This window comes from Moheibacter lacus, assembly GCF_014042165.1.
GTDB lineage: Bacteria > Bacteroidota > Bacteroidia > Flavobacteriales > Weeksellaceae > Moheibacter > Moheibacter lacus.
In genome coordinates this window covers 790102-813886 of record NZ_JACDZE010000001.1, presented here as the reverse complement: position 1 = coordinate 813886, position 23785 = coordinate 790102, and the positions used below count along the sequence as shown (strand labels likewise).

Here is a 23785-nt window from a genome sequence, read left to right as displayed (position 1 = left end):
GTAGAAAATACTTCCAATTTTATGAGAAAACAACTCTCAAAACCGTCCCTTTTCCCGGTTCTGATTTTACAATCAATTCTCCGCCCAAATCTGCAATCCGTTTGTACATATTATTTAAACCATTTCCTGATTCTTTTGATAAGTCACTTATTCCTTTTCCGTTATCCGAAACCTTAACTTCGAAATGATTTTCTATTTTTTCAAAAGAAACTTTGATGTGCGAAGCTTCCGCATGTTTGATGGCGTTGTTGACCGCTTCCTGAATGACTCGGTATAAATTTATTCCCTCAAATGCTGAGAAAGAATGATTTTCATCTATGGATTCATTCATTTCTATTTCAAAATCGGTATGTTCAACATGGGATTTTGCATTTTCCAAAAAGTTGCTGATGCGTACTTTTAAATCGGAAAAAAGAATATTTTCTTTGTTCATCGCCCAAATCGTGTCCCGCAATTCGGTAATGGTATTTCGGGTGAATTCGTTGATGTTTTCGATGCGTTTTCCGGCTTCCGGATTTTCTTTGCCCAATTGGAATTTTAAATTATCGAGCGACGAAATGATAAAGGTCAATTGGGAGCCTATGTTATCGTGTAAATCCCGCGAAATACGCAGTCTTTCTTCCTGTACTTTGTTTTGGGCTTCGATGCGGATCAAGGCATCTTTCAATTGGTTTTCTTTGCGGAGTTGTTCATTTTTTAACTTTTGGTTTCGGTAGACAAAATAACCGATCAATCCGATCAAAAGCGCTAATCCGATGATCAAAATCATCCAGGTGTTTTTTCGCTCCAAACTCAATTTGTTTTCGGCCAATTCAGCCCGTTGAATCAGAATTTGTTTTTCTTTTTTTTCCGTTTCAAATTGGATTTCGATTTCTTTTTGATTGGTTGTCGTTTCCAAATTGTAAATACTGTCTTTATAGGCCGTGAATTGTTTATGATAATCCAGCGCTTCTGCAAATTGATTGGATTGTTCGTAGTTAGTGGAAAGGGCTTCATAGATACGGTATGTCAACCATCTGTATCCGGCATCTTTGCTTGCTTCCAGCGCTTGTTTAAAATAGGAAATGGCTTGGGAAGTTTCACCTTGCATTTCATAAAAAGTCCCGTAAAAACTAAGGTTTTCGGCGATTCCTACTTTGTCTTTTAATTTTAATCGTAAGGCATAGGCCTCATCAAAATAGGGTTTTGCCTTTTTAAAATCACCCAATCCCGAATACAGTGTCCCCAGTTTGTTTAAACTATAGGGAATTCCGGCTTGGTCATTGGCTGCTTTTTTCATGGCGAGCGATTTTTTGAAAAAGAATTCGGCGCTGTCCGGTTCATTATTGGCTTCTTTCACCAAACCATAATTGTCATACATGCCCATCAATTCAAATTGGGCATTGGCTTTTTTAGCCAGAAAGATTCCTTTTTGCATATACTCCATCGATTTCTCGATGTCTTTATGGCGTAACCGATAACCGTAAAGCGAATATAGATTTCCGGCTTCACCGTCCAACTTTAAGGCTTCATAAAGTTTGATGGCTTTAAAGAAATACCGGGTACTGATGTCGTATTTGCTTTGGTAATAATAAATTAGGGAAATGTTGTTATACGAATCCGCGATTCCTTTTTGATAGTGAATGGATTCGGCTGATTTGGCATTTTGAAGATATTTGTTGAGGTTGAAAGCGGAGGTTTCAATTCGTTGATCATAAGGCACATCCAAATTTAATGAATCGATTTTTCGAATCAAATTTTCATCCTGTGCCATTAAAAAAGCAGAAAGGAAGAAGAAAAAGACCGTATAGAACTGAAATGCTTTCATAGAGAGGTAAAATTTTTGTGAAACGGCAGCCGAAACCCAAATTTAATCAAAATCCGATTAAATTTGGACTTCATAATTGCTACCATTTTGAGTCCCTCTAATTGTTTCATAGCATTTGGGAGGTTAAGATAAAGTAGATGTAGAGAGGCTCCCGTTGGAAAAATAGGTTTAGTTGAGGGCGATATTAAAAGAACCCTCTGTGATATTTTTGATGTTTTGTGCTTCGTTTTTTGCTTTAAAAGAGAAAGTTCCCTTAATATGTGTGTCGGTAACTTCAGAGATATTGATTTCCCCTACTTGGGTGTCATCATAGGGTGCAGCCCAAGTAACTACATTTGGATTAGTAGGGTCAGATAAATCTACTTCTGTTTCGACATAAGAAGCGACATTAAAAATATTGGCCCCACCTCCAATTGGATAAGTTCCTACACCATCATAACTGGTAATGGTCATGATAATTGCTTTACTTGAAGTTCCACCTGTATTTCCTTGAATCTGAATGGAACCACCACTAATTGTAGCAAAAGTTGCCATTTCTACAGATGTAAATCCATCGCCATCTATTTTGGCAGATATAGTTCCTTCAGCAGCACTTCCACCTCCGCCGCCATCGTCATCACTTTTACATGAAAAGGTAAATACGGACGCTACAAAAAGCGTAAGAATAAATAGGTAAGATTGTTTCATTGTTTTCATATCAATAATTTTTTTGAGTTGATTGTTGAGGACAAAAGTAGAAGGATGCCCCATGCTATTCAATAAGGCAATTGCCCTATTTTGAACTACGAATTACGAAATCTGAACTTTCATACCCAACATATAGCATCCATTATTTAAATCAACTTATTTCGTTCGGCTTTTTGGATGGCTTCGAGTTTGTTATGAACCTGTAGCTTTTTGTAGATGTTTTCGATGTGTTTGCGGACAGTGCTGGGCGATAAAAATAGATTTTCAGCAATGACTGTATAACTCAGTCCTTTGCTCAATTGTTCCAAAACATCTATTTCTCTTGAAGAAAGTTTGATTTCTTCTTCTTTTTCCGGACTTTTAAATTCAACCGGATTCCTTAAAAGCTTTAAAGTTTTTAAAGCGATGGAAGGTGTCATGGCTGCGCCACCGTTTAGGGTTTCGATGATGCCGTTATACAAGGTTTTTGGGTCAACTTCTTTTAATAAATATCCGTCAGCTCCGGCTTTTATGGAATTGAAAATATTTTCATCGTTATCAAAAACCGTCAGCATGACGATTTTTATCTGCGGATACCTTTTTTTGACTTCTGCCGTAGCTTCGATTCCGTTCATTTGGGGCATTTCGATGTCCATCAAAATCAAATCTACAACCGAATCCTCTTCCAGTTTGTCCAATAAATCCATGCCGTCATGCGCCGTGAATTTGAGCTTTAATTCTTCAAAAAAAGACAATTTCTCAGCGATAACTTTGGTCAGAAAATGATTGTCGTCAACCAGGACAATTCGTTTGTTCATCTGATAAAAATAACAAAAATTTAAGAAATGACCATTCCGGAAATATGGTCTTTTCTTGCTCCTGTAACCGAAGCCAATACATTTATTTTATTTTCCAGTCGCAATAACCCCATAAAAGCAAATATCAAGGCTTCTTTGTAGTCGATGATTTGTTTTTCGGGTAAAATGATTTGGCAATCCGTTTTGGTTTGAAGTCTTTCCATTAAAAAAACATGGTATGCGCCTCCACCCGTAATGAATACATTTCGAATCGAATTTTGATTCAAAACTACAGCAATTTGTTCGGCAATATGTTCCGTAAATGTGGAAATGATATTCTCCGTTTTTAGTGGATGTTTTCCAATTATTGGATAAATCTTCTCATTGCACCATTCGATTCCCAATGACTTTGGAGCTGGTTTTTGATAATACTCCAATTGATTTAATTCCTCTAACAAATTCAAATCAATTTTTCCTGAACGTGCTATTTCACCATTTTTATCATAAGGTTTTCCAATTTGTTCTGCCAATTGATTTAAAACGATATTCACCGGACAAATATCAAATGCAATCCGAATTGAATTTCGCTCAAAGGAAATATTGGAAAATCCGCCGAGGTTTAAACAAGCGTCAAATTCTTTGAAAAGAAATCGATCCCCGATCGGCACCAAAGGAGCGCCTTGACCACCCAACAAAACATCTTGGGAACGAAAGTCAAAAATCGTTTTAACTCCCGTTTCTGCAAAAATCCCTTGCCCTTTCCCGATTTGCAACGTGTAATTTTCATTTGGGTTGTGAAAAACCGTATGGCCATGAGAAGCAATAAAGTCAAGGCTTTGAATTTGATGATTTTGAATGAATTCATTGGTGATTTGACCTAAATAAATCCCGTAATCAAAATCCAATTGGGTCAATTCTTCAGCCGATAAATGAATGGCGTTTTTCAATTTAAGTCTCCAATTCTCATCATAAGGAATTGTTTCTGCTTTGAGAATTTCAAATTTTTCTACATCAGGAAAAGGAAATTTCACATAACAAATATCCAATCCGTCTAGCGAAGTACCTGACATTAATCCTATTGCAAAAAAGGTTTTCATCATCTAAATGTAAGATAAAATCCCTATTTTTGGGCATCTAAAATTTGGACAATGGCTAAGGATATTATTTTTGATTTGATCGAAGACGAAAGAGAAAGACAAACCATAGGTTTGGAGTTGATTGCATCTGAAAATTACGTGAGTGAAAACGTGATGAAAGCGATGGGTTCTATTCTCACCAACAAATATGCAGAAGGATATCCCGGAAAACGATACTATGGCGGTTGTGAAGTCGTAGACGAAATCGAAACCCTTGCCATCGAAAGATTGAAACATTTATTCAATGCCGAATATGCAAATGTTCAGCCACACAGCGGTTCTCAAGCCAACGCATCGGTTTATTTGGCTTGTTTGAAACCGGGCGATAAAATCATGGGTTTGGATTTGTCACATGGTGGACATTTGACACATGGTTCGCCGGTGAGTTCTTCGGGAATGCTTTATCAGACTTGTTTCTATGGCGTTGATAAAGAAACCGGAACGATTGATTACGAAGCCATGCGCCAAACGGCTTTGGCAGAAAAACCCAAAATGATCATCTGCGGTGCTTCGGCTTATTCGCGCGATATGGATTTTGCCAAATTCCGTGAAGTTGCTGACGAGGTTGGTGCTTTGTTATTGGCAGATATTGCGCATCCTGCGGGATTAATCGCCAGAGGAATTCTTAACGATCCTATGCCGCATTGTCATTTCGTTACTTCCACTACGCATAAAACCTTACGCGGACCAAGAGGCGGTGTCATCATGATGGGGAAAGATTTTGAAAATCCTTGGGGCGAAACAACGCCAAAAGGTGAAGTCAAAATGATGTCCCAACTCTTAAATATGGCGGTTTTTCCGGGAACACAAGGTGGTCCACTTGAACATGTCATCGCTGCAAAAGCTGTTGCTTTTGAAGAAGCGCTTTCTGACGGATACATGGATTACATCATTCAAGTTACCAAAAACGCACAAGCGCTATCCAAAGCGATGATCAGAAATGGGTACGATATCGTATCGGGAGGGACAGATAATCATCTGATGTTGATTGATTTACGAAATAAAAACATCAATGGTCGCGAAGCGGAAAATGCTTTGGTCAAAGCCGATATTACCTGTAACAAAAACATGGTTCCGTTTGACGATAAGTCACCGTTTACCACTTCCGGAATCCGTTTGGGAACGGCTGCAATTACAACGAGAGGTTTAAAAGAAGCGGATATGGAAACGATTGCTGATTTGATCGATCAAGCTTTGATGAACAAAGACAATGAATCTGTACTCGAATCAGTCGGTGATAAAGTTGTGGAAATGATGGAAGAACGTCCGTTGTTTCAATGGTGATTTGTTAATTCCGTCAACTGACTGACTGAATTTACATTAATTCCATCAATTTGCTTTTCCTATTTTTCCCAAATGGGTGTCTTGAAATCCGGTGAAATATTTAAATCCATAGCCGAATATTCGATCCATAACCGAATGTGCTAAAATGATAATTCCGGCAAATTGGACCCATTCGTTTTCTAAATAAATTCCAATTAAATACAGCACTACGGCCAATAATTGGTGGTGAAAAAAGTTGTAAACGATTGCGCCTACCTTATTTCCAAAAATATAGCCGATCATTCCCAAATCGGGAGCGAGAAGGAAAACGGGAAACGTCCACCATTTAAAATCCAATAGCGTGAACAAATACACAGAAAGCAGAAACAATCCCAAATTTTCCAACCGAATTAATGTTTTCATATAAACGATTTATCTATTGGTTGAAAATATAAGATTTTGTTACAACTTGGTTGTACGACAAGCCGTTATTTTCCGTTATTTGTACTATAAATCCACCGCTTGCAGATTAAGTTTTACATATTTTTTCTTTTTTGGATACTGGGTTCAATTTCGATTTTTGCACAAGTTCCGGCTTGGCAAAATGATAATTTGCGTCAGGATTCCATCGTGGTTTCCGATACGGTCCAACTCAATGCTCGCGTAATTCTTCCTGAAAAATTGATGATTTCGGACGAAGAAGGAAAACCGATTTCTGCTCTATTTTACAAAATTGATTATACTACAGGCGAAATTATTTTTGATGAATCTTTGGTCGGAAAAAAATTGGCCATTTCTTATTATATCCATCCCGATTTGCAGTCTGCTTCTGTTTTTTCAAAAGATACGGCGCTTATCATCGAACCGACACAAGAAAATAAATACTATGCACTGAGCGAAGAATACAAAGAACAAAAAAAGCCGTTTGATGGGCTCAATAGTCGTGGTTCACTCGTGCGTGGAATCCGTTTCGGGAACAACCAAAGTGCATCAGTTCAGTCCTCATTGGATTTACAGTTGACCGGAAATTTAACCGAAGAAATCGGGATAAATGCGGTGATTTCGGATAATAATGTTCCGATTCAAGCCGATGGTTATACCCAACAATTACAGGAATTTGATAAAGTCTATGTCGAATTGTTCAATAAAAATTCAAAAGTTCGGGCGGGTCATATCGATTTGATTCAGGAAAAAGACTTTTTTGGAAATTTCACCCAAAAGGTAACCGGATTACAAGTCGGAACCGAACTTACGCATGGAAATGATTCCAAAACCAGAGTCAGTGTCGCCGGAAGTGTAACGCGTGGTGAATTTGCTACGAAAAAATTTACCGGACAGAACGGAAACCAAGGTCCATACCGACTTTCCGGAAACAACAACGAACTCTACATCATCATCGTTTCGGGAAGTGAACGAATTTATTTAGATGGGGTTTTGTTGACAAGAGGCGAAAATCAAGATTATGTCATCAATTATAACACCGGCGAATTGACCTTTACGAGCAATCGTTTGATTACGGATAATTCACGGATTACAGTGGAATATCTTTATGCCAACCGCAGTTATTCGCAGTTTCTGATGTATGCCGGAGTTGAACATGAATCGGAAAAATTCAGTATCGCCGGACATTTTTATTCGAATGGCGATTCCAAAAACAATCCACTCAATGAAAATTTGAGCGATGCCGACAAACAAATTCTCGCCGATGCCGGAAATAATCCGGACGAAATGTTCAATTCGACAGCCGTTCCGGCGGAATACGATCCGGATAAGAATTTGTATCGGAAAATAATGGTGGATGGCGTAGAAATTTTTGAATATTCGGAAGATCCTGAAGAAGAATTGTATCAGGTAACTTTCACGTACACAGGGAATAACAACGGAAATTATGTGCAATCGGATTTGGAAGTGAACGGAAAGATTTTTCAATATGTTCCGCCTCTGAACGGAATTCCGCAAGGAAATTATGAACCGATTCGGCAATTGGTTCCTCCCAAACGTTTGCAATTGTATACGTTGAATTCATCGTATAAATTAAAAAAAGGCTTGATAGGAGTGGATTTGGCGATGAGCAATGAGGATTTGAATTTGTTTTCGGACAAAGATGACGGCGAAAATGTTGGATTTGCGGGACGAATTTATGGCAATCAGAATTTTGAATTTGGGAATTGGAAGTTGCAGCCTCAGGGTGAATTTTCCTACATTCAGAAAAGTTTCAATTCAATTCAACGTTTAAGAACTGTCGAATTTACACGCGATTTTAATTTACAAAATGAACTTTCCGAAGCCAATCAAACCTATCTCCGACTGGGTTTCACGACGAGTTATCAAGATTCGCTTCAATTGAAATACAATTTGCATTATCTGCAAAATGAAGGTCAATACAACGGAATCAAAAATGATTTGAACCTAAATTATCAGTCCGAAAAGAATTTTGCAGAAGCCAATTTTTCATTGTTAAATGCGGAAAATCAAAATATTTTAAATCCCGATTTGGAAGCCGATAAATCTCAATTTTTACGATACCAAGCTTTGGCGAAACGCAAGATTTGGAAAACGGTTTGGGTGGGGGCGCAATATGCCGGCGAAAACAACGAAATTGAGGATCACCTGACGGCGACCGAAGGAAATAATTTGTCCAATCTTTCTTTCCGTTGGGATGAAATCCAAGGAATGGCTGGAATCGGTGATACAGCCAAAATCTATGCACAATTGACGTATTATAACCGTCGGGATGATTCGGTACGATTGGGTGTGATGGAGCGTTTGACCAAATCCAACGGTTTAATTTTACAATCGAAATTGATCAGCAAACAAGACCAACGACTAGAATTTACGGGACATTATCGGTCAGTTGATTATGTGTTTGAAGACATCGCACAAGAGGATTATGTGACGGGAAATATACGCTGGTACCGTAGTTTTTTCCGTGGCGGAATGGTGGTCAATGCATTTTACGAATTGGGTAGTGGCGTAGAACCGCAACGCGAATTTGAGTATGTGAAAGTGACCGATGGAACCGGAATTTACAAATGGACGGATTATAATGGAGATGGAATTGAGCAATTGGACGAATTTGAAGTAGCTGAATATCAGGATCAAGCAAATTATATTCGCGTTTATACCAATACGGTCGAATATGTGAAAACCAATAAAAATAATTTCAATTTTTCCCTCCGACTCAAACCCAAAGAATTGTTGAATTCGGAAAATAAATTTCTGGGACGATGGATGGTTCAGGCTTCCTTGTTGTCGAGTAATTCCTTGTTGAAAGAAGGAAAAACGCTGGAATGGAATCCTTTTGTGAGTTCGGATAATTTATTGAGCAAATCCCAAAGTTTGCGAAGCAGCGTGAATTTTAATCAAGGTGGCCAATACAAATGGTCGTCGGGCTATACGTATTCGGAGCAGGAATCCCAAAGCTATATCTTTACCGGAGCGGAATCCCGTGATTCCAAAAGCCATTTGCTCAATGCGAAATATGAACCTTGGGAGAATTTCTTTTTTCTGGCAGAAGGCGAAAATGTCCGCACCCAAAGCAAATCAGATGTGTTTGAAAGCCGACGATTTATCATCGAATCCTGGCGTTTGAAACCTCAGATTTCGTATCAGATCGAAAGTAAATTTAGCGCTGCGCTCAATTATACCTATCAAAATAAAACGAATAGAACGGGATTGGAAAAACTGAACCAATCCAATCTAGGAACGGAAATCCAATGGAATGACGGCGCAAAATCTTCGCTTCTGGCGACCTTTAATTATATCAAAAACGATTTTACCGGAAATGGGCAATCGGTAGTCGGAAACCAAATGATGGAAGGATTAAAACCCGGAAATAACTTTGTGTGGCAATTGATGGTGCAGCGACAGTTGAATTCGTATTTGAGCGTGAACATCAGCTACGACGGACGGAAAACGGAAGAAAATAAAACCATCCATACGGGAAGTGTGCAGATTCAGGCGAGGTTTTAAATAATAATTTTGATTTATAGACTCCTAATCTTATCTAAATGCACTCTATTTAGAAGCTTATAAAATAGAAGGCATATTAAAAGCAGTGATATAAATGAGATTCCAAAGATTTTATAGAAGTCAATAAGTCCCAGATAAATAAGATTTTTTAGAAAAAAAAAGCCGACAGCTGACATACTTATAACATGACCTAAACTGACAATTACAAAACTAAATAGATAACTTAAGTAAAGCTTTAAATCATTTAAAAGATGCACCAGCATATAAAAAATTATACATAAAATAATGGTGTAAATGAAAATTAATAATTGCAGATGAAATGCTGATAAAACTTTCAGAAAGGATGCGTTGTTATTTAAATTTAATTCGATTATTAAATAAGTAACTTCTTTGAAGAAAAAAAATAAAAGAATAAAAACTACAAGGTTTAAAGTTTCTTTCATTTATTAATCTTTAATGCCATCCACATCATCCGGAGATTCATCGGCTTTTACAAAAAGGCGGACAACCCGTACGGATTTGTTCACATAGGCTTTTCCCTCTTTTTCGTATTTGAATTTGGTAGCCAGACGGGTTTGTTCGCTATTCAGGGAATTCAAAACATCTCCACGGGAATTCATTCTGTCAACCAAATCATAAAACACATCAAAACCAACTTGTTGGTATTCGTTTGGCGTTAAACAATAAATATCGAGGAATTTCTCTAAAGTATTGCGCTCACTCGCACCGTAAACATTAACTAATCGAACGGTGCTAAACGCAAATCCTATGTTTTTCAGCGCAGCGATGTTTTCTTTGTTTTTGTCGTTGTAGATGTCATAAGCCGACACAAATTTCACTCCATACGCCTGAAGATTTTCAGCGTCCATGGTTTTGATTTTGTTGACATAAGTCGCTCCCAAACTATTGTTATCCGAAACCAAAACCGTAATGATTGGGGTGAAATATTCTTTTTTCACAATCGTTCCATCGGTCAGTTTCTCATCTACTGTTTCTGATTTTTGGAATAATTTATTGGCGTCTTTGGTGATAAAAATATCGGCACCTGAAATTTTCTTATTCAAATTCGAAGAGACATAATTGGCCAAATTTTCATGACGGTCGTCGGTCAAAATTTGGATTTGTTGGCCTTTGTAATTGGATTTGATTTCATCGATGATAGCGTCTGCGATCGCTTCGTCAGAAGGTGTCGCTATGATTACATTTTCCAATTCCTTTAAATCGTCCGAATTGCTCAAAGGAGAAACCAATGCAATTCCGGAACCGCTCAACATCGTGGCCATCGATTTAAAATTGGAACCAAATAGTGGACCTACGATCACATCAAATTTGGAGAAATCTGTTGAAGCAAGCATGCTTTCAAGCGATCCGGCTTGATTTTCAGAATCCAAAACTTTTAAATGGATTTGTTTTCCTTTTCTGGCCAATGAATCCAATGCCATTTTTCCACCAATTAAAATATCGGTCGAAATGGTTTTTTCTTGTTCTTTTCCCGTTGCATTTTCCAAATGGAAAGGTAGAATCAGCGCGATATTGATTTCATTGTCGTCAATTCTTTTGATTTTCCCAGGGGCTTTGATGATGTTTGCGCCTTCTTGTAAAGGAATTTTTAAGGTCATTCCGGTTTTTAGTCCTTCACTTAATTCAGGATTATGTTTCATCAAATCGGCAAAACTGACTTTGTATAATTTTGTAATCGAATAAATCGTTTCTCCGGCTTTGACTTTGTGCTCAATAAATCCGTCTTGGATCACGGCATTTGTACTTCCTTTTTTCGGGATTTTGATGTAAGAATCCACGATCAAACCTTCGGTTTGGACGGAAGGATTGGCGATGTAAAATTCATCTTCACTCACGCCAAATTGTTTGGTAAGCGAGAAAACGGTTTCGCCTCGAGACACTTTATGCATGCCTTCCGGAACGATTTCTTCTTGACCATTGGTCGATTTTTTCTTTGGGATTCGGATGATGTCTCCGGCTTTTAATCCTTGTTCCAACTGCGGATTCAAACTTTTTAAAGCATCTTCAGAAATCTTGAATTCTCTTGTCAGCGAATAAAGCGTTTGTTTGGGTGCTACTTTATAATAAATAAAATTCTCATCCTCTTTCGGAATGATGACTTCTGTTGTATCTCCCGGGTCAGTAGAGGTTTGGTTGTTGACTTCAGTTACCACGGGTTTGATGGACCCATCTGATTTTCCGGGAATTACGAGGGTGTCGCCAATCTGTAAGGATCTTTCTGCCAGAAACGGATTGGCTTTTTTCAATGCCTCTTGCGAAACATTGTACTTTTTTGAAATGCCGTAAATGGTTTCTTTGGCTTCAACTTGATGTGTTTTTTCTTGTGCAAACGTTAAGATTGCCAATGAAAAAAACAGAAATGCCCAAAACGCTTTGCTCATCTATTCAAAATTTAAAAACAAAAATACAATTCTTTAGGTTAAGGTAAAGTTTTTATCGTGAAATGAAAATCAATAGGTCGAATTTCATGGTGTATTTCCTTTACAAATCCAGTACCATAATTCAACCAAAATTCAGAAAAGTTCTCAATTCGCTCTTGTAAATTCCCAAATGGAAACAACTCAGAATAGAGGATTTCGATGCGTTCAACTCGATCAGAATGTTTGATTTTTTCAGCTTTTCTCAGTCTTTTTTTCATGTTTTCCAAACCTTTGATTTGTTTGGTTTTTTGCGCTCGTACCATTTTGGAAAAACTGATGTCTGTCTGTGAAGCTTTTGACTCCAATGTTTCAAACATTTGGTTCAATTGACTTTCATAAGATTCAAAATCGATTTCGGTTCCAGAATTTTCCTTTACATTTTTTTGTACCAATTCAAATAACGGTAGAAACAAATCTTCAAATGAAATCCCCAATTTTTCCAATTTTGATTTTTGTTTTTCGGTCAAAATCAACAATGAATTTCGGACAGAAAGAATCGGAAATAAAATATTTTGCGAAGCAAAAAAGTCTTTCAATTGCAACCAATAGGCGATCTCGCCACTTCCGCCTACATAGCAAACATTGGGCAAAATGGTTTCTTGATAAAGCGGTCGTAAAATCACATTGGGACTGAATTTTTCAGGATGACTTTTTAGTTCTTCGAGAATTTCTTCTTTTGAAAATTGAAATTTAGAATTGAGAACTTGAAAGCTGTCATTTTCATAAACGATTCTTTCGCGGATATTTCCCTCGCCCAAATAAAACAAATTGATTTCCCGTGGATTAACTTGAACGGAATAATTTTCCGCTGCCAATTTTTCATTGGTTTTTTCTACCATTTTAAATGCCGAATTCTTCAGTAAATCCTCTTGAAAAGCCGGAATCATCAATTGTTTCAAATCTTTATCGTCACCGTCTATCATCAGCAATCCGCGTTCCCCAAACAATTGTTGCACTAGTTTTCGGGTAGCTTCGGTAAGACTTTTTGAGTTCAAATAGGAATTTTCAATCAGGGATTTTAAGGATTTTGCATTTTGAGCATCAGGAAGTTGCTGGAAAAAGGATTCAAATAAACTTTCAATTCCAGTTAAATCCAACCTTCCAACTGCGCCATTTGCATTTTTGTTCCAAACAAACTTTTGGTCTTTAAAATAGAAATGGTTGATTTCTTCAAAATCATGGTCCTCTGTCGCCATCCAAAAAACCGGAATGAAGTTGATTTCCCGATGGATTTGGTTCATTTCCTCACAAGCTTTCAGGACTTCGATGATTTTATAGAAAAAATAAAGCGGTCCGGTGAGCAAATTCAATTGATGTCCGGTGGTGATCGTAACCGAATTGGACAATTGGAGTTTTTCCAGATTTTCCATTTGTTTGGAAGACAAATCGAGACCCGATAATTGGTTTTTTAATGCAGCATATACGATGTCTCGGTTTTTGTATTGACCTAATTTTTCATGCGCTTGCGCTACCAAATTAGTTTTTGAAGGGAATTTGGAATAAAAAGCTGAGGTTTTCTCATTTTGATTCAAATAGTCTCGAATCAATATAGAGAATTTTCCATATTGTTTGGCATCCCAAGAAACTGTATCTGCTAATTCCAAAATTTGGATTTAAAATTGAAAACACAAATCTACAAAGATGAATCCATTTTTGTTGGGTTAAAATTTAGGTTTGTATAATTGACTCATTCTGATTATTTTAGTTCTTATTAATTTTAAAAACAAAACTATGGGATTAGGTTCATTTTTTAAAAATTTATTTGGAAGTGGTCAAGAAAAGGCTTCTGAAATGCAACAAGATGTAAAAGAAGCAAGTCAAAAATTGGCTGAAGAAGCAAAAGTAGCCGCTTCAAATTTAAAGGAAAAAGCAACTGAAGTTTGGGAAGAAACAAAAGAAGCAAGAGAGTCTGCAAAAGAAAGAGCAGAAGAAACTTGGGAAAATGTAAAAGAAAAGGCCGATGAAGTTTGGGAAGAAACCAAAGAGGCTGCTGAAAGTTTGAAAGAAAAAGCCAAAGAAACTTTTGATGAAGCAAAAGAAACGGTTTCTGGTACGGCTGAAAAGACTGAAACCAAAGCAGAAGAAGTGGCAAAAGATTTGAATAAAAAATCGGAAGAACTGGTGGAAACAGCTGAGGAAAAAGCAGCAGAAGTAAAAGAAAATGTTTCTGAAAACATCGCAAAACTGGATGAAGAAGTCGACGAAGTCACGCAAAAAGCCAAAGAGAATTTTAAAAATATAGAAGAGGATTTGAATGATTAATTCATTGATAATCATGTGAATTCACCCGCTTATGGCGGGTTTTTTATTTATTTTTCAATTCATTTGTCACTTTTTTTAAATTTTTATCGTCTATACAAACAGAAGCCAATCATTTTGAAATGACGATAAAAATAGTTCATAAAAAAAGCAGAAAACTTAAATTCGTCATTCCATTTGGTCAAAATAATAAATTGGGTACCGGATGAAAATTATATCGATACATAGAAACCAAAAATTGGAAGTACTTGTTCCCACTTTAAAAAAGCAGGATCGTCTGGCGCAAAAAGAATTGTTTGACCGGAATTCCCGTAAGATGCTCAGTGTTTGCAGAAGTTACATTTCAGATTTGCATTATGCGGAAGATTGTATGCTCAGAGGATTTGTGAAGGTTTTTAAAAATATCGACGCTTATAAATCTGAAGGAAGTTTTGAAGGTTGGATCAGAAGAATTATGGTGAATGAATGTTTAGATTTCATCAAGTTGAACAAAAGTATGGTCTATCTAGATGAGGTTGAAGTCAGAGAGGAATTAGAAGATTTGGATGAAGATATTTCAGGACTAAACGTCCAAGAATTATTGGATCAAATTCCGGAAAATTACAGAGCGGTTTTTAATCTTTTTGTTTTGGAGGAGTATTCGCACAGAGAAATTTCCGAAATGCTTTCCATAAGTGAGGCGGTTTCCAGAACGCAATTGGCGAGAGCGAAAAATAAGTTGAAAGATTTGATTCTGAATCAAAAAAACATCGCAAATGAAAACTAAACATAACATAGAAAATCAAATCAAATCCCAATTGGAGTCTCGAGAAGTTCCGGTTTCGGAAAATGCTTGGGAGCGATTGGAGGCGATGCTGGAAGAAAATGGTGGAAAGAAATCACCAAAATCAACCAGAAAGCAAAGGGTTTGGGTGGGGCTTGCAGCTTCGGTAGCGATTTTGATCGGAATTGTGATGGGTTGGAATGCGTTGAATACTGAAATACCAAATGACCAAAATTGGGTTGGAACGGAAAGGAAATTACCGGAAATAGAAATGAAACAGGCGAATATTGAATCCAATCCAATTGAAACAAAAGTTCAAATAGAATTAGCAGAAAATAAAAATTCAGAAAGCGATAAAGCAATTTCAAATTCTGATAACCAACCCAAATCTGAAGCGGTTTTGGTCAAAACAGAAAAGGTAAAATCAAATGATCTTCACGTTGAATCCGAACTTGAATTCGAAGAAAAAATTATTAAAGATGAACCAAAATTGGAACTGAAACCCGAAATGGTGTTGGCGCTAAACACCGATTCGATTTCAAAACCCAAATCCAAACCCAATTATGTGGATCCTGAAATGCTTTTGTATTCGATCGAGAATAACCAAGCCGTTCAGGAAAAAAACAAAGGGTCGAAATTGGTCATCATCGATTTCAATAAGTAATTTATTAACAGCTTTTAAAATTAAAATAAGATGAAAAAATTGATCGTCTCAGGAATGCTATGCCTGATCGGCATGAGTTCACAAGCCCAAACTATTAAATGGGATTTCAACGAAAATACCCCAATTGATGAGCGTGTAAGTCCAGTGGTTAGAGAGAAAGTAGAAAAATATGCCATCGAAATCCGTGAAATTGTAATTCAGGAAAAATTGGCGATGGAAACTGAAGTTTCAAAGGTGGATGCAGATTTGGAAACGGGCGTTATTTCAGATTCGCTTGCAAGCAATTTAAAAGCAGACATCGCTTTGCGTTTCTCTGAAAGAATCAATTCGGGCATTGAAAATTTGAAATTTGATCTGGATGAAGTGGTCAAACAACAAGTTCAATATTCGATCATGAATACAGACGTCGAACAATTGAAAAAGGAACAAGAAGAAAAGACGAAAGAGTGGCATTATAAACCTAAAAATGAAATGACAGGCTATTTGGCGTATGGAATGATCGTTTTGCCTGATGATGATTATACCAAATTGAATGATCATTTGGGGTATTCCAGTGGAATTGATTTCGGGTTTTTGTACCATCGGCAATTGACCAAAACCAGTCCATTTGTGTTCATGACAGGATCTTATTTGTCTTGGAGAACGGTCAGGTTTGATGATAATTATTTCGTGACCAGAAGTCCGGAAGGAAATTTAGATTTGACACAATATGCGCATAATTTGGACAAAAGTAAATTGAGATCCACTTACATCATGATTCCGCTTGGTGTGAAATACAGTATCACCGGATTGAAAACCAAAAATGAAGAAACCTATCGAAATCCTGACAAAGGAATCGGTATTGCAGCCAATGTTTATGGTGGTTTTAGGATTTCGACCAACCATATCGTTGAGGGTGTAGATGTGGATTATCGGGATAAAAAAACCAATTATGAGTTGAATAATTTCGCTTATGGTGGACAATTGACCTTGAGTATTTTCAACTGGAATTTCTTTGTAAGACAGGATTTCAGTCCATTTTTTAACAAAGGAAATTTCGACAACCGTCAGATGTTACAGTTCGGTTTGAATATGGGTTTTTAGATAATTTTCCTCATATTCATTATCAAATGAAAACCATTTTGTCGCTTCGATTCCTAGATTTCAGAATCAGCGACCGAATGGTTTTTTATTTCAATTTCCGCATCATTTCTTCCACCACTTCATATGTCGCCGGACAAATCAGAATATTTTTTAGGGTCAAATGATTGATTTGGTAGAATTTTTTTCGGTCGGTGTGCGGATATTCCCGACAAGCTTTCGGTCGGTGTTCATAGACCGAACAATAATTATCGGCTCCCAGAAATGGACAAGGAACGGACTGTAAAACATAATCGTTTTCTTCGTCGATTCTTAAATATTTTTCGATGAATTGAGAAGGTTTCAAGCGAAATAAACCCGAAAGCCGTTCGATGTCTTTTTGGGTAAAAAGCGGACCGGTGGTTTTGCAACAATTCGCACAGCTCAGGCAATCAATCCGTTCAAAAACCTCTTCATGAATTTCGAGCATTTTCCGATCCAAATCTTTTGGAGGTTTTTGCTTCAGTTTTCCCAAAAACTTTTTGTGTTCAGTTTGTTTTTGCGAAGCTTTTTGATGGTATTCTTCTATGAAATTATTTCCCATTTTTCGATTTCGCCTTGGATGGTTTTAAATAAATGGAAGGTGTCCAACTCAACAAGATTTTCCAATTGTTGAAATTTCACTTCATCACGGATTTCCAATTTGCGGAGCAAATGCTCAAATTCAAATTGGATTTGACCATCCGTGACCGTCATTTTTTGAATGTTAAATTTCCAATTGATTTTCGTTTTATCAAATTTATAGCCACGGAAATTTGCCTCGTCCCAGATTTCTGCTAAATATTGATTAATCGCCTCTACCGGACGTTCGACTTCTTTGAATCGGTTCAATTGCGGATGGTTTTTATAGCCTTTTGTATTGCCTTCCAGTACGTTTTTGGCCAATAAAGTTTCGCGCCAAAGCGCAACCAAACCTTTGGTGTCTAAGTATTTTGGATGAAGTGACCAGAGACGCATTTTAAGTTACGAATGGTGAGTTAAGAGTGGATGAGTGTTGAGTTTAAAATTATTTCAAAACCAAAAGATTAAATTTTCATCCCGAAACATCGGGGTCAAATCATCAAATCAACCCTTCTTCAATTCCTCCACGCTTTTCACGCCACGGATTTTGCAGAACTCTGCAATCACAGCATGATGCGAAACGGTTTTGTCTTTAAAGAAATTCACAAAATAGTTTCTTTCTGCTTCTGTCGCTTCCAGTTGATTTAAAATATTCATCAAATGCATTTTCATGTGCCCTTGTTGGATTCCGGTCGTAACCAAAGAACGAAGCGCTGCAAAATTTTGCGCCAATCCACCTACCGCAACGATCCCCATCAGTTTTTCAGCATTGGGACATCCGAGCACTTGCAAAGCCAATTTGACAAGCGGATGCAAAGAAGTCAGTCCGCCAACGGTTCCGAGCGCAATCGGTAAATCCAACCAAAATCTGAAAACGCCATCTTTTACTTCGACGTGTGTCAAACTGCTGTACTTTCCGTTTCGCGAAGCATAGGCATGCGCACAAGCTTCTACGGCACGGAAATCATTTCCTGTTGCAATCACTACTGCATCGACACCGTTCATGATGCCTTTGTTATGCGTTGCGGCGCGATAAGGTTCGATTTCGGCGATGCGTACGGCTCTGGTAAATTTCTCCACAAATTCTGCTGAAGTAACATTTCCTTCTTCCAAATCTTCAACCGGACAGCTCACTTCTGCTCTGACGATGCATTCCGGCGTATAGTTCGACAAAATACACATCACGATTTGTAAAGATTCTTTTTCTTCAGAGGTAAATGAATCAGAGGCAAATAATTCTCTTTTCAGGGTTTGGGCAAATTGTTCCAAACAGGAATTGATAAAATTGGCGCCCATGGAATCTACGGTGTCAAATTCGGCATGAATTTGAAAATAATGGTCCATTTCGGCTGTTTTATCAACCAATTTCAGATTCAAAATCCCACCACCACGCGCTTGCATGTTTTTGGTAATGGCTTCAGTATCGATGAACAATTTAGCCAAAACGGTTTCGATGAAAAAATGTTCCAATTTTTCTTTGTCACCTTTGAACATGAAATGGACTTGTCCCAATTTGGTTTTGGAAATCACTTGGGTTTTAAATCCGCCACGCGAAATCCAGAATTTTGCTGCTTTTGAAGCTGCAGCTACTACTGAACTTTCCTCGATGGCCATCGGTAAACAATGCAATTCGTCATCGATTAAAAAATTCGGAGCAAAACCAAAAGGCATATAGAAATTGGAAAGGGTGTTTTCGGAGAATTCATCGTGAAGCCTTTGAAGTTCTACATCGTCATTCCAATATTGTTTCAGGGTTTGAAGAGCATTTTCAGACCCATCTAGATATTCGTTGACTAGCCATTCGATTTTCCCTTCTTTTGACATTTTTGAAAAACCTTCAACCGGAGTATGATTCATGCTTGAAATATTAAGAAATACAAAAGTAGGGATTAAGCCGGTGAAAATAGGGAAATCCTTGCGCTAATTTTATGTTAAAACAAAAGCCTATTGGATGGAATAGGCTTTCGATAAGGTTCAATTTGAGTAAATTATTTTCTTGTATAAACTACTTCTATCATTTTGGTTTCTTTACCATCTATCACAGCGTACATTTCCATGATGTATTTGTCTTTGGAAACAAATTTTGTAATTTCTTTGGTGGTCATTTCTTGTTTGGACATTGGGTCTACAGACGTTCCGGTCGAAGTCATGGTTTGCGTTTTTGCATCATAGGTTCCGACTGTTTACATGATTCCAGTGCTCATACTGTCTCGTCATGTCGATTTATATTTTTTCTCCAAGTTATCAAAAGCCATCACACCTTTTCCTTCAAATCGCATTCCCATGAAATTTCCGTTAAAACTATATTCCAAATAGCGACCTATGGACATCGAATTGACACAACTTCCATTTGAACTGATGGGAGGTTGGGTAGGATCCATCCAAATGGTGGTCACAGCAGACCATTCGCCGGCATAAGGTTCCATCCATTTGTGTTCGGCTCCTGGTGTCATCGAATTCTCCCAAGCTTTCATTTCTTCAGGAGTTTGGGCATTAAGGAAGCAAAAACCCAAACTGCAAATAACACGTAAAATAAAATTTTTAATAATTTAATGGTTTGATTATTAAAGGTATAACGAAAATTCGAGTATTGAAGAGAAATTATTTTGACCATATTTTTAAGATCAAATTAATTTTTTTTCAATTTTTATTGGCTGTTTCAATTATTCGAATTTAATTTGTACTCAGAAATGCGGGAGTAGCTCAATTGGTAGAGCTTCAGCCTTCCAAGCTGAATGTTGCGGGTTCGAGTCCCGTCTCCCGCTCCAAAAATCCTTTCAGAAATGATAGGATTTTTTTATTTGTGGCTTAATTGGTAGGCTGAATGTTGCGGGTTCCCCCGACGCATCGGGGCCGTCTCCCGCTCCAAAAATCCTTTCAGAAATGATAGGATTTTTTTATTTGTGGCTCAATTGGTAGGCTGAATGTTGCGGGTTCCCCCGACGCATCGGGGCCGTCTCCCGCTCCAAAAATCCTTTCAGAAATGATAGGATTTTTTTATTTGTGGCTCAATTGGTAGACTGAATGTTGCGGGTTCCTCAGAGTCCGCTCAATAAAATTAAATGGATTTTTAGATATTAGGCTTTGTTGAGTAGGAATGAAAATTCGGTACCTTCTCCAAAGGTACTGGAAACCTGAATTTTTTCACCATGTGCTTCAAGGATATGTTTGACGATGGATAGTCCTAGCCCGGATCCACCATGCGTACGGCTACGGCTTTTATCGATTCTATAAAATCGTTCAAATATTCTTTCTAAATGCTCCGGTTTTATGCCGACCCCATTGTCTTTGATTGTCGTTTTGATTTTTCCGTTAACGGTTTGAAAGGAAACAGAGACAATGGCATTATCTTTTGCCGAATGGTTAACAGCATTTACGATTAAGTTGGTGAGGACTTGTTCTATTCTTTCTATATCACCCGCTACTCGGATAGGGACATCTATCGGATTTTCTATTTTCAGGGTTACTAGGTTATTTTGGGCTTTGATTTCAAGAAGATCAAAAACTTCTCTGGTCAGTGCTAAAATATTAAAAGGCCTTTGTTCCAATTTTAAATTGCCCGATTCCAGTTCGGTAATCATATCCAAATCTTTTACGATATAGGTCAATCGTTCTACTGATTTGTTGATTCGGTTCAAATATTTATCGCGGATAGATTCGTCCTCCACGCCTCCTTCTATTAAAGTGAGTAAATAACCTTGGATAGAAAAAAGTGGCGTTTTGAGTTCGTGGGAAACGTTTCCTAGAAATTCGCGACGGTAATTTTCTCTTTCGGTCAGCAAATCGATTTCTTTTGATTTCACATCAGTTAAAGAAGAAATTTGCTCCGAAAGACTTTCAAAATCTTTGGCTGCATTTTGAGGGTTTAGGTCAGGGACCAAATCATAGAGTTGTGAAATATTAAGTTTGGAAAAGGAATTAAAAGCAATGCCTAAAAGTGAGAAAATGACCAAAAAAGGAATGAAAAATGTGATCAAAATACCTTTCCAAATAAAATCAGGTTTGATCCAGAACTCAAATGACCTTTCCAGTAAAATAGTGGTAGTGAGCCAACTGAGTAGCCATATGAGCAGTGCGCCGATCAGCGCATAGAAAAAAGAATTGAACCAACGGGTAGGCGCAGCCATTTTACGCGTTTAGTTTGTAGCCAACTCCTTTGATGGTGGAAAGTCGGTCATTTCCAAATTTCTCTCTTAGTTTTCTGACATGAACGTCGATGGTTCTACCACCAACCACGACTTCATTTCCCCAAACTTTTTCAAGGATTTCGTCGCGTTTGAATACGCGTTTGGGATTGGAAGCAAGTAGTGCGATCAATTCAAACTCTTTGCGGGGAAGCATGAATTCTTCGCCGTTAAAAGTGACTTTATAGGTTTCACGATCGATGATGAATTCTTCTAATTCTATGAATTGTTGTTGTTCATCCGTTGATTTTAATCGTAAAAGCGCTTTGATTTTACTCATCAAAACTTTTGGTTTTACCGGTTTGGTGATGTAATCATCAGCACCTGCTTCATAACCCGCCAATTGAGAGAATTCTTCCGTTCTGGCGGTTAGAAATACGATGAGTGTTTTCTTTAAGGAATCTATTTTTTTGATTTCTGCACAGGCCTCGATGCCATCCATTTCGGGCATCATGATGTCCAATAAAATCAAATCGGGTTTTTCTGTTTTTGCTTTCTTGATTCCTTCAGCGCCATTTGAGGCAGTGGAAACTTCATAACCTTCTTTGATTAAGTTATAAGAAAGGAATTCCAAGATATCCGGTTCATCATCAACTAGTAAAATCTTAATTTTTTTCATTCGTATTCGTTTGTTGAAATTTTAAATTCCCATGTTCGGGATTTATACCTTTTTTAATGGTGTTGTAATTGTTTGATTAATAGGTAATTCAAATATAATTAGGCGTGTAAATCCGGTGTGCAAAGTTAAGGTAAATTTTCCATCGATTTCCTTTGACCTTTTGTTTAACGAAGATTTAAAGTTAAGTTAACCGCGTAACATTTAGTTAAACAAAATTTAAAATTGACGAAAATTCTTTTTTTCCAAAGCAGCGGTTCTTTGCAATAAAATTTTTAAAGAGAAAAAATCATGAAAAAATTAAGCTCATTAGCTGTTTTGTCTTTAATGGCAATGTCCACAATGTTTGTTTCTTGTTCAGGGGATGACGATAATGGAGGAGGAAGTTCAGATGATGATGGTGGAGATGAGAACACAATTGTCGTATCTGAAAATATCACACAAGATGCAATTTGGGAAACGGGAAAAACGTACGTTTTAGCGGGGAGAATTGCAGTTGTAAGTGGGGCACATTTGGAAATCCAACCGGGAGTAGTTGTTAAAGGAGAAATGGGAGAAGGAGCAGATGCTTCGGCTTTGATTATCGCTCGTGGAGCAACAATTGATGCAGAAGGAGAACCTAATTTGCCGATTATTTTCACTTCAGTGGGTGATGAAATTACACCAGAGCAAGTGGCTTCAGGAGATTTTTCAAGTCCAAATTTATCCTCTACAACAAGTGGTTTGTGGGGTGGTTTAATCGTGTTGGGTAATGCTAGGATTTCTGCGTCAGCTGAAACAGTTGGTATAGAAGGTATCCCGGCCTCTGATCCAAACGGATTGTACGGAGGTACAAATGACACTGAAAGTTCAGGTACATTAAGATACATCTCTATCCGTTATTCAGGTACTGATATCGGAGAGGGAAATGAAATCCAAGGTTTAACTTTGGGTGGAGTAGGTTCAGGAACTGTGGTGGAGAACATCGAGATTGTTGGAAGTGCTGATGACGGAATCGAGTGGTTTGGTGGAAAAGTAAATGTTACAAACGTAGTGGTTTGGAACTGTGGTGATGATGGGATCGATACAGATCAATCTTGGTCAGGAACTTTGAATAACTTCGCAGTTATAGGAGCTCAAGGTCATGCTTTTGAATTGGATGGGCCAGAAGGTTCTTCAGATTACGGACCACATACGATCCAAAACGGATTCATCAAAATGTCTACTTCTGATTTCACGACTCAAGATATCATCAATACTGACGAAAATTCAAATGTAAACTTGTCAAATTTATATTTCACAGATTTAGTTGAAGGACAAATTATCAACAGAATCGATGCTGCAAATGTGTCTTTTAACAATATTTATTTGAACACTACAGCAGATGATTTGATTAACAGAATCCCAGAAGGTTCATCTGTTCCGTCTTGGTTACATGCAGGAACAACCTATACATTTAACGGTTCAAGTTTAAATTGGACATGGGCAGCTCAGGCTAACCAATTTTAATGATAAAAATTACAAATCATAAAAAGCAGGCTTGTATAAAAGTACAAGT

Annotated in this window: 19 protein-coding genes, 1 tRNA gene and 1 pseudogene; 8 read left to right on the top strand and 13 right to left on the bottom strand. The window is 37.5% G+C overall.

Features of this window, described 5'->3' with window-relative positions; translation table 11 throughout:
- Positions 1-19: 19 nt before the first annotated feature.
- The 4 genes from HU137_RS03865 to HU137_RS03850 form a co-directional block, all read right to left on the bottom strand.
- Positions 20-1807 carry a tetratricopeptide repeat-containing sensor histidine kinase gene (locus tag HU137_RS03865; protein ID WP_182042484.1) on the bottom strand — a complete coding sequence of 596 codons (1788 nt, stop codon included), beginning with the start codon at positions 1805-1807 and terminating at the stop codon, positions 20-22.
- A 168-nt stretch (positions 1808-1975) separates the two neighbouring features.
- Positions 1976-2503 carry a DUF6252 family protein gene (locus HU137_RS03860; RefSeq protein ID WP_182042483.1) on the bottom strand — a complete coding sequence of 176 codons (528 nt, stop codon included), beginning with the start codon at positions 2501-2503 and terminating at the stop codon, positions 1976-1978.
- Positions 2504-2640: 137 nt separating this feature from the next.
- Positions 2641-3291 (bottom strand): response regulator, encoded by a 651-nt coding sequence (locus HU137_RS03855; RefSeq protein ID WP_182042482.1) that lies wholly within the window; start codon positions 3289-3291, stop codon positions 2641-2643.
- Positions 3292-3311: 20 nt separating this feature from the next.
- The gene (locus HU137_RS03850; RefSeq protein ID WP_182042481.1) at positions 3312-4367 is read right to left on the bottom strand and encodes an anhydro-N-acetylmuramic acid kinase; all 1056 of its coding nucleotides are present in this window, start codon (positions 4365-4367) and stop codon (positions 3312-3314) included.
- A 51-nt stretch (positions 4368-4418) separates the two neighbouring features.
- Here HU137_RS03850 and glyA point away from each other — a divergent pair, with 51 nt between their 5' ends.
- Positions 4419-5690, top strand: a complete 1272-nt coding sequence (gene glyA, locus HU137_RS03845) for a serine hydroxymethyltransferase (protein WP_182042480.1) — start codon at positions 4419-4421, stop codon at positions 5688-5690.
- Positions 5691-5735: 45 nt separating this feature from the next.
- Here glyA and HU137_RS03840 read toward each other — a convergent pair whose 3' ends face one another.
- Positions 5736-6092, bottom strand: a complete 357-nt coding sequence (locus HU137_RS03840) for a DUF4260 domain-containing protein (protein ID WP_182042479.1) — start codon at positions 6090-6092, stop codon at positions 5736-5738.
- A gap of 99 nt (positions 6093-6191) precedes the next feature.
- On the opposite strand from HU137_RS03840, the gene HU137_RS03835 reads away from it, so the two are divergent.
- The gene (locus HU137_RS03835) at positions 6192-9641 is read left to right on the top strand and encodes a hypothetical protein (protein ID WP_182042478.1); all 3450 of its coding nucleotides are present in this window, start codon (positions 6192-6194) and stop codon (positions 9639-9641) included.
- A gap of 446 nt (positions 9642-10087) precedes the next feature.
- On the opposite strand, the gene HU137_RS03830 is transcribed toward HU137_RS03835, so the two are convergent.
- Together HU137_RS03830 and bshC are read right to left on the bottom strand one after the other, a co-directional pair.
- Positions 10088-12043, bottom strand: coding sequence for a LysM peptidoglycan-binding domain-containing protein (locus tag HU137_RS03830; protein ID WP_182042477.1), 1956 nt, complete (start codon positions 12041-12043; stop codon positions 10088-10090).
- Positions 12044-12081: 38 nt separating this feature from the next.
- Positions 12082-13686 carry a bacillithiol biosynthesis cysteine-adding enzyme BshC gene (gene bshC / locus HU137_RS03825; protein ID WP_182042476.1) on the bottom strand — a complete coding sequence of 535 codons (1605 nt, stop codon included), beginning with the start codon at positions 13684-13686 and terminating at the stop codon, positions 12082-12084.
- Between the two features lie 127 nt (positions 13687-13813).
- On the opposite strand from bshC, the gene HU137_RS03820 reads away from it, so the two are divergent.
- From HU137_RS03820 to HU137_RS03805, 4 genes are all read left to right on the top strand, one after another.
- Positions 13814-14344 (top strand): hypothetical protein, encoded by a 531-nt coding sequence (locus HU137_RS03820; protein WP_182042475.1) that lies wholly within the window; start codon positions 13814-13816, stop codon positions 14342-14344.
- A 202-nt stretch (positions 14345-14546) separates the two neighbouring features.
- Complete coding sequence (locus HU137_RS03815) at positions 14547-15107, top strand: RNA polymerase sigma factor (protein WP_182042474.1); 561 nt, start codon at positions 14547-14549, stop codon at positions 15105-15107.
- Entirely contained in the window at positions 15097-15768 is a 672-nt protein-coding gene (locus tag HU137_RS03810; protein WP_182042473.1) for a hypothetical protein, read from the top strand. The genes HU137_RS03815 and HU137_RS03810 overlap by 11 nt, the downstream gene beginning before the upstream one ends.
- 30 nt (positions 15769-15798) lie before the next feature.
- A complete protein-coding gene (locus HU137_RS03805; RefSeq protein ID WP_182042472.1) occupies positions 15799-16851 on the top strand; it encodes a PorT family protein in 1053 nt (350 codons plus the stop codon).
- Positions 16852-16936: 85 nt separating this feature from the next.
- On the opposite strand, the gene HU137_RS03800 is transcribed toward HU137_RS03805, so the two are convergent.
- From HU137_RS03800 to HU137_RS12970, 4 genes and pseudogenes are all read right to left on the bottom strand, one after another.
- Positions 16937-17431, bottom strand: a complete 495-nt coding sequence (locus HU137_RS03800) for a YkgJ family cysteine cluster protein (protein WP_182042471.1) — start codon at positions 17429-17431, stop codon at positions 16937-16939.
- Positions 17413-17844, bottom strand: a complete 432-nt coding sequence (locus tag HU137_RS03795; RefSeq protein ID WP_182042470.1) for a pyrimidine dimer DNA glycosylase/endonuclease V — start codon at positions 17842-17844, stop codon at positions 17413-17415. The genes HU137_RS03800 and HU137_RS03795 overlap by 19 nt, the downstream gene beginning before the upstream one ends.
- A gap of 108 nt (positions 17845-17952) precedes the next feature.
- Positions 17953-19305, bottom strand: a complete 1353-nt coding sequence (locus HU137_RS03790; protein WP_182042469.1) for a hydroxymethylglutaryl-CoA reductase — start codon at positions 19303-19305, stop codon at positions 17953-17955.
- Between the two features lie 131 nt (positions 19306-19436).
- Positions 19437-19901: pseudogene (locus tag HU137_RS12970) on the bottom strand (DUF1579 domain-containing protein).
- Positions 19902-20140: 239 nt separating this feature from the next.
- Between HU137_RS12970 and HU137_RS03775 the strand changes: the two are divergent.
- Positions 20141-20216 (top strand) — tRNA-Gly (locus tag HU137_RS03775).
- A 309-nt stretch (positions 20217-20525) separates the two neighbouring features.
- Here HU137_RS03775 and HU137_RS03770 read toward each other — a convergent pair.
- A complete protein-coding gene (locus HU137_RS03770) occupies positions 20526-21575 on the bottom strand; it encodes a sensor histidine kinase (protein ID WP_182042466.1) in 1050 nt (349 codons plus the stop codon).
- 1 nt (position 21576) lies between these two features.
- A complete protein-coding gene (locus HU137_RS03765) occupies positions 21577-22257 on the bottom strand; it encodes a response regulator transcription factor (protein WP_182043307.1) in 681 nt (226 codons plus the stop codon).
- A gap of 282 nt (positions 22258-22539) precedes the next feature.
- Between HU137_RS03765 and HU137_RS03760 the strand changes: the two genes are divergently transcribed.
- A complete protein-coding gene (locus HU137_RS03760) occupies positions 22540-23736 on the top strand; it encodes a hypothetical protein (RefSeq protein WP_182042465.1) in 1197 nt (398 codons plus the stop codon).
- Positions 23737-23785 lie beyond the last annotated feature (49 nt).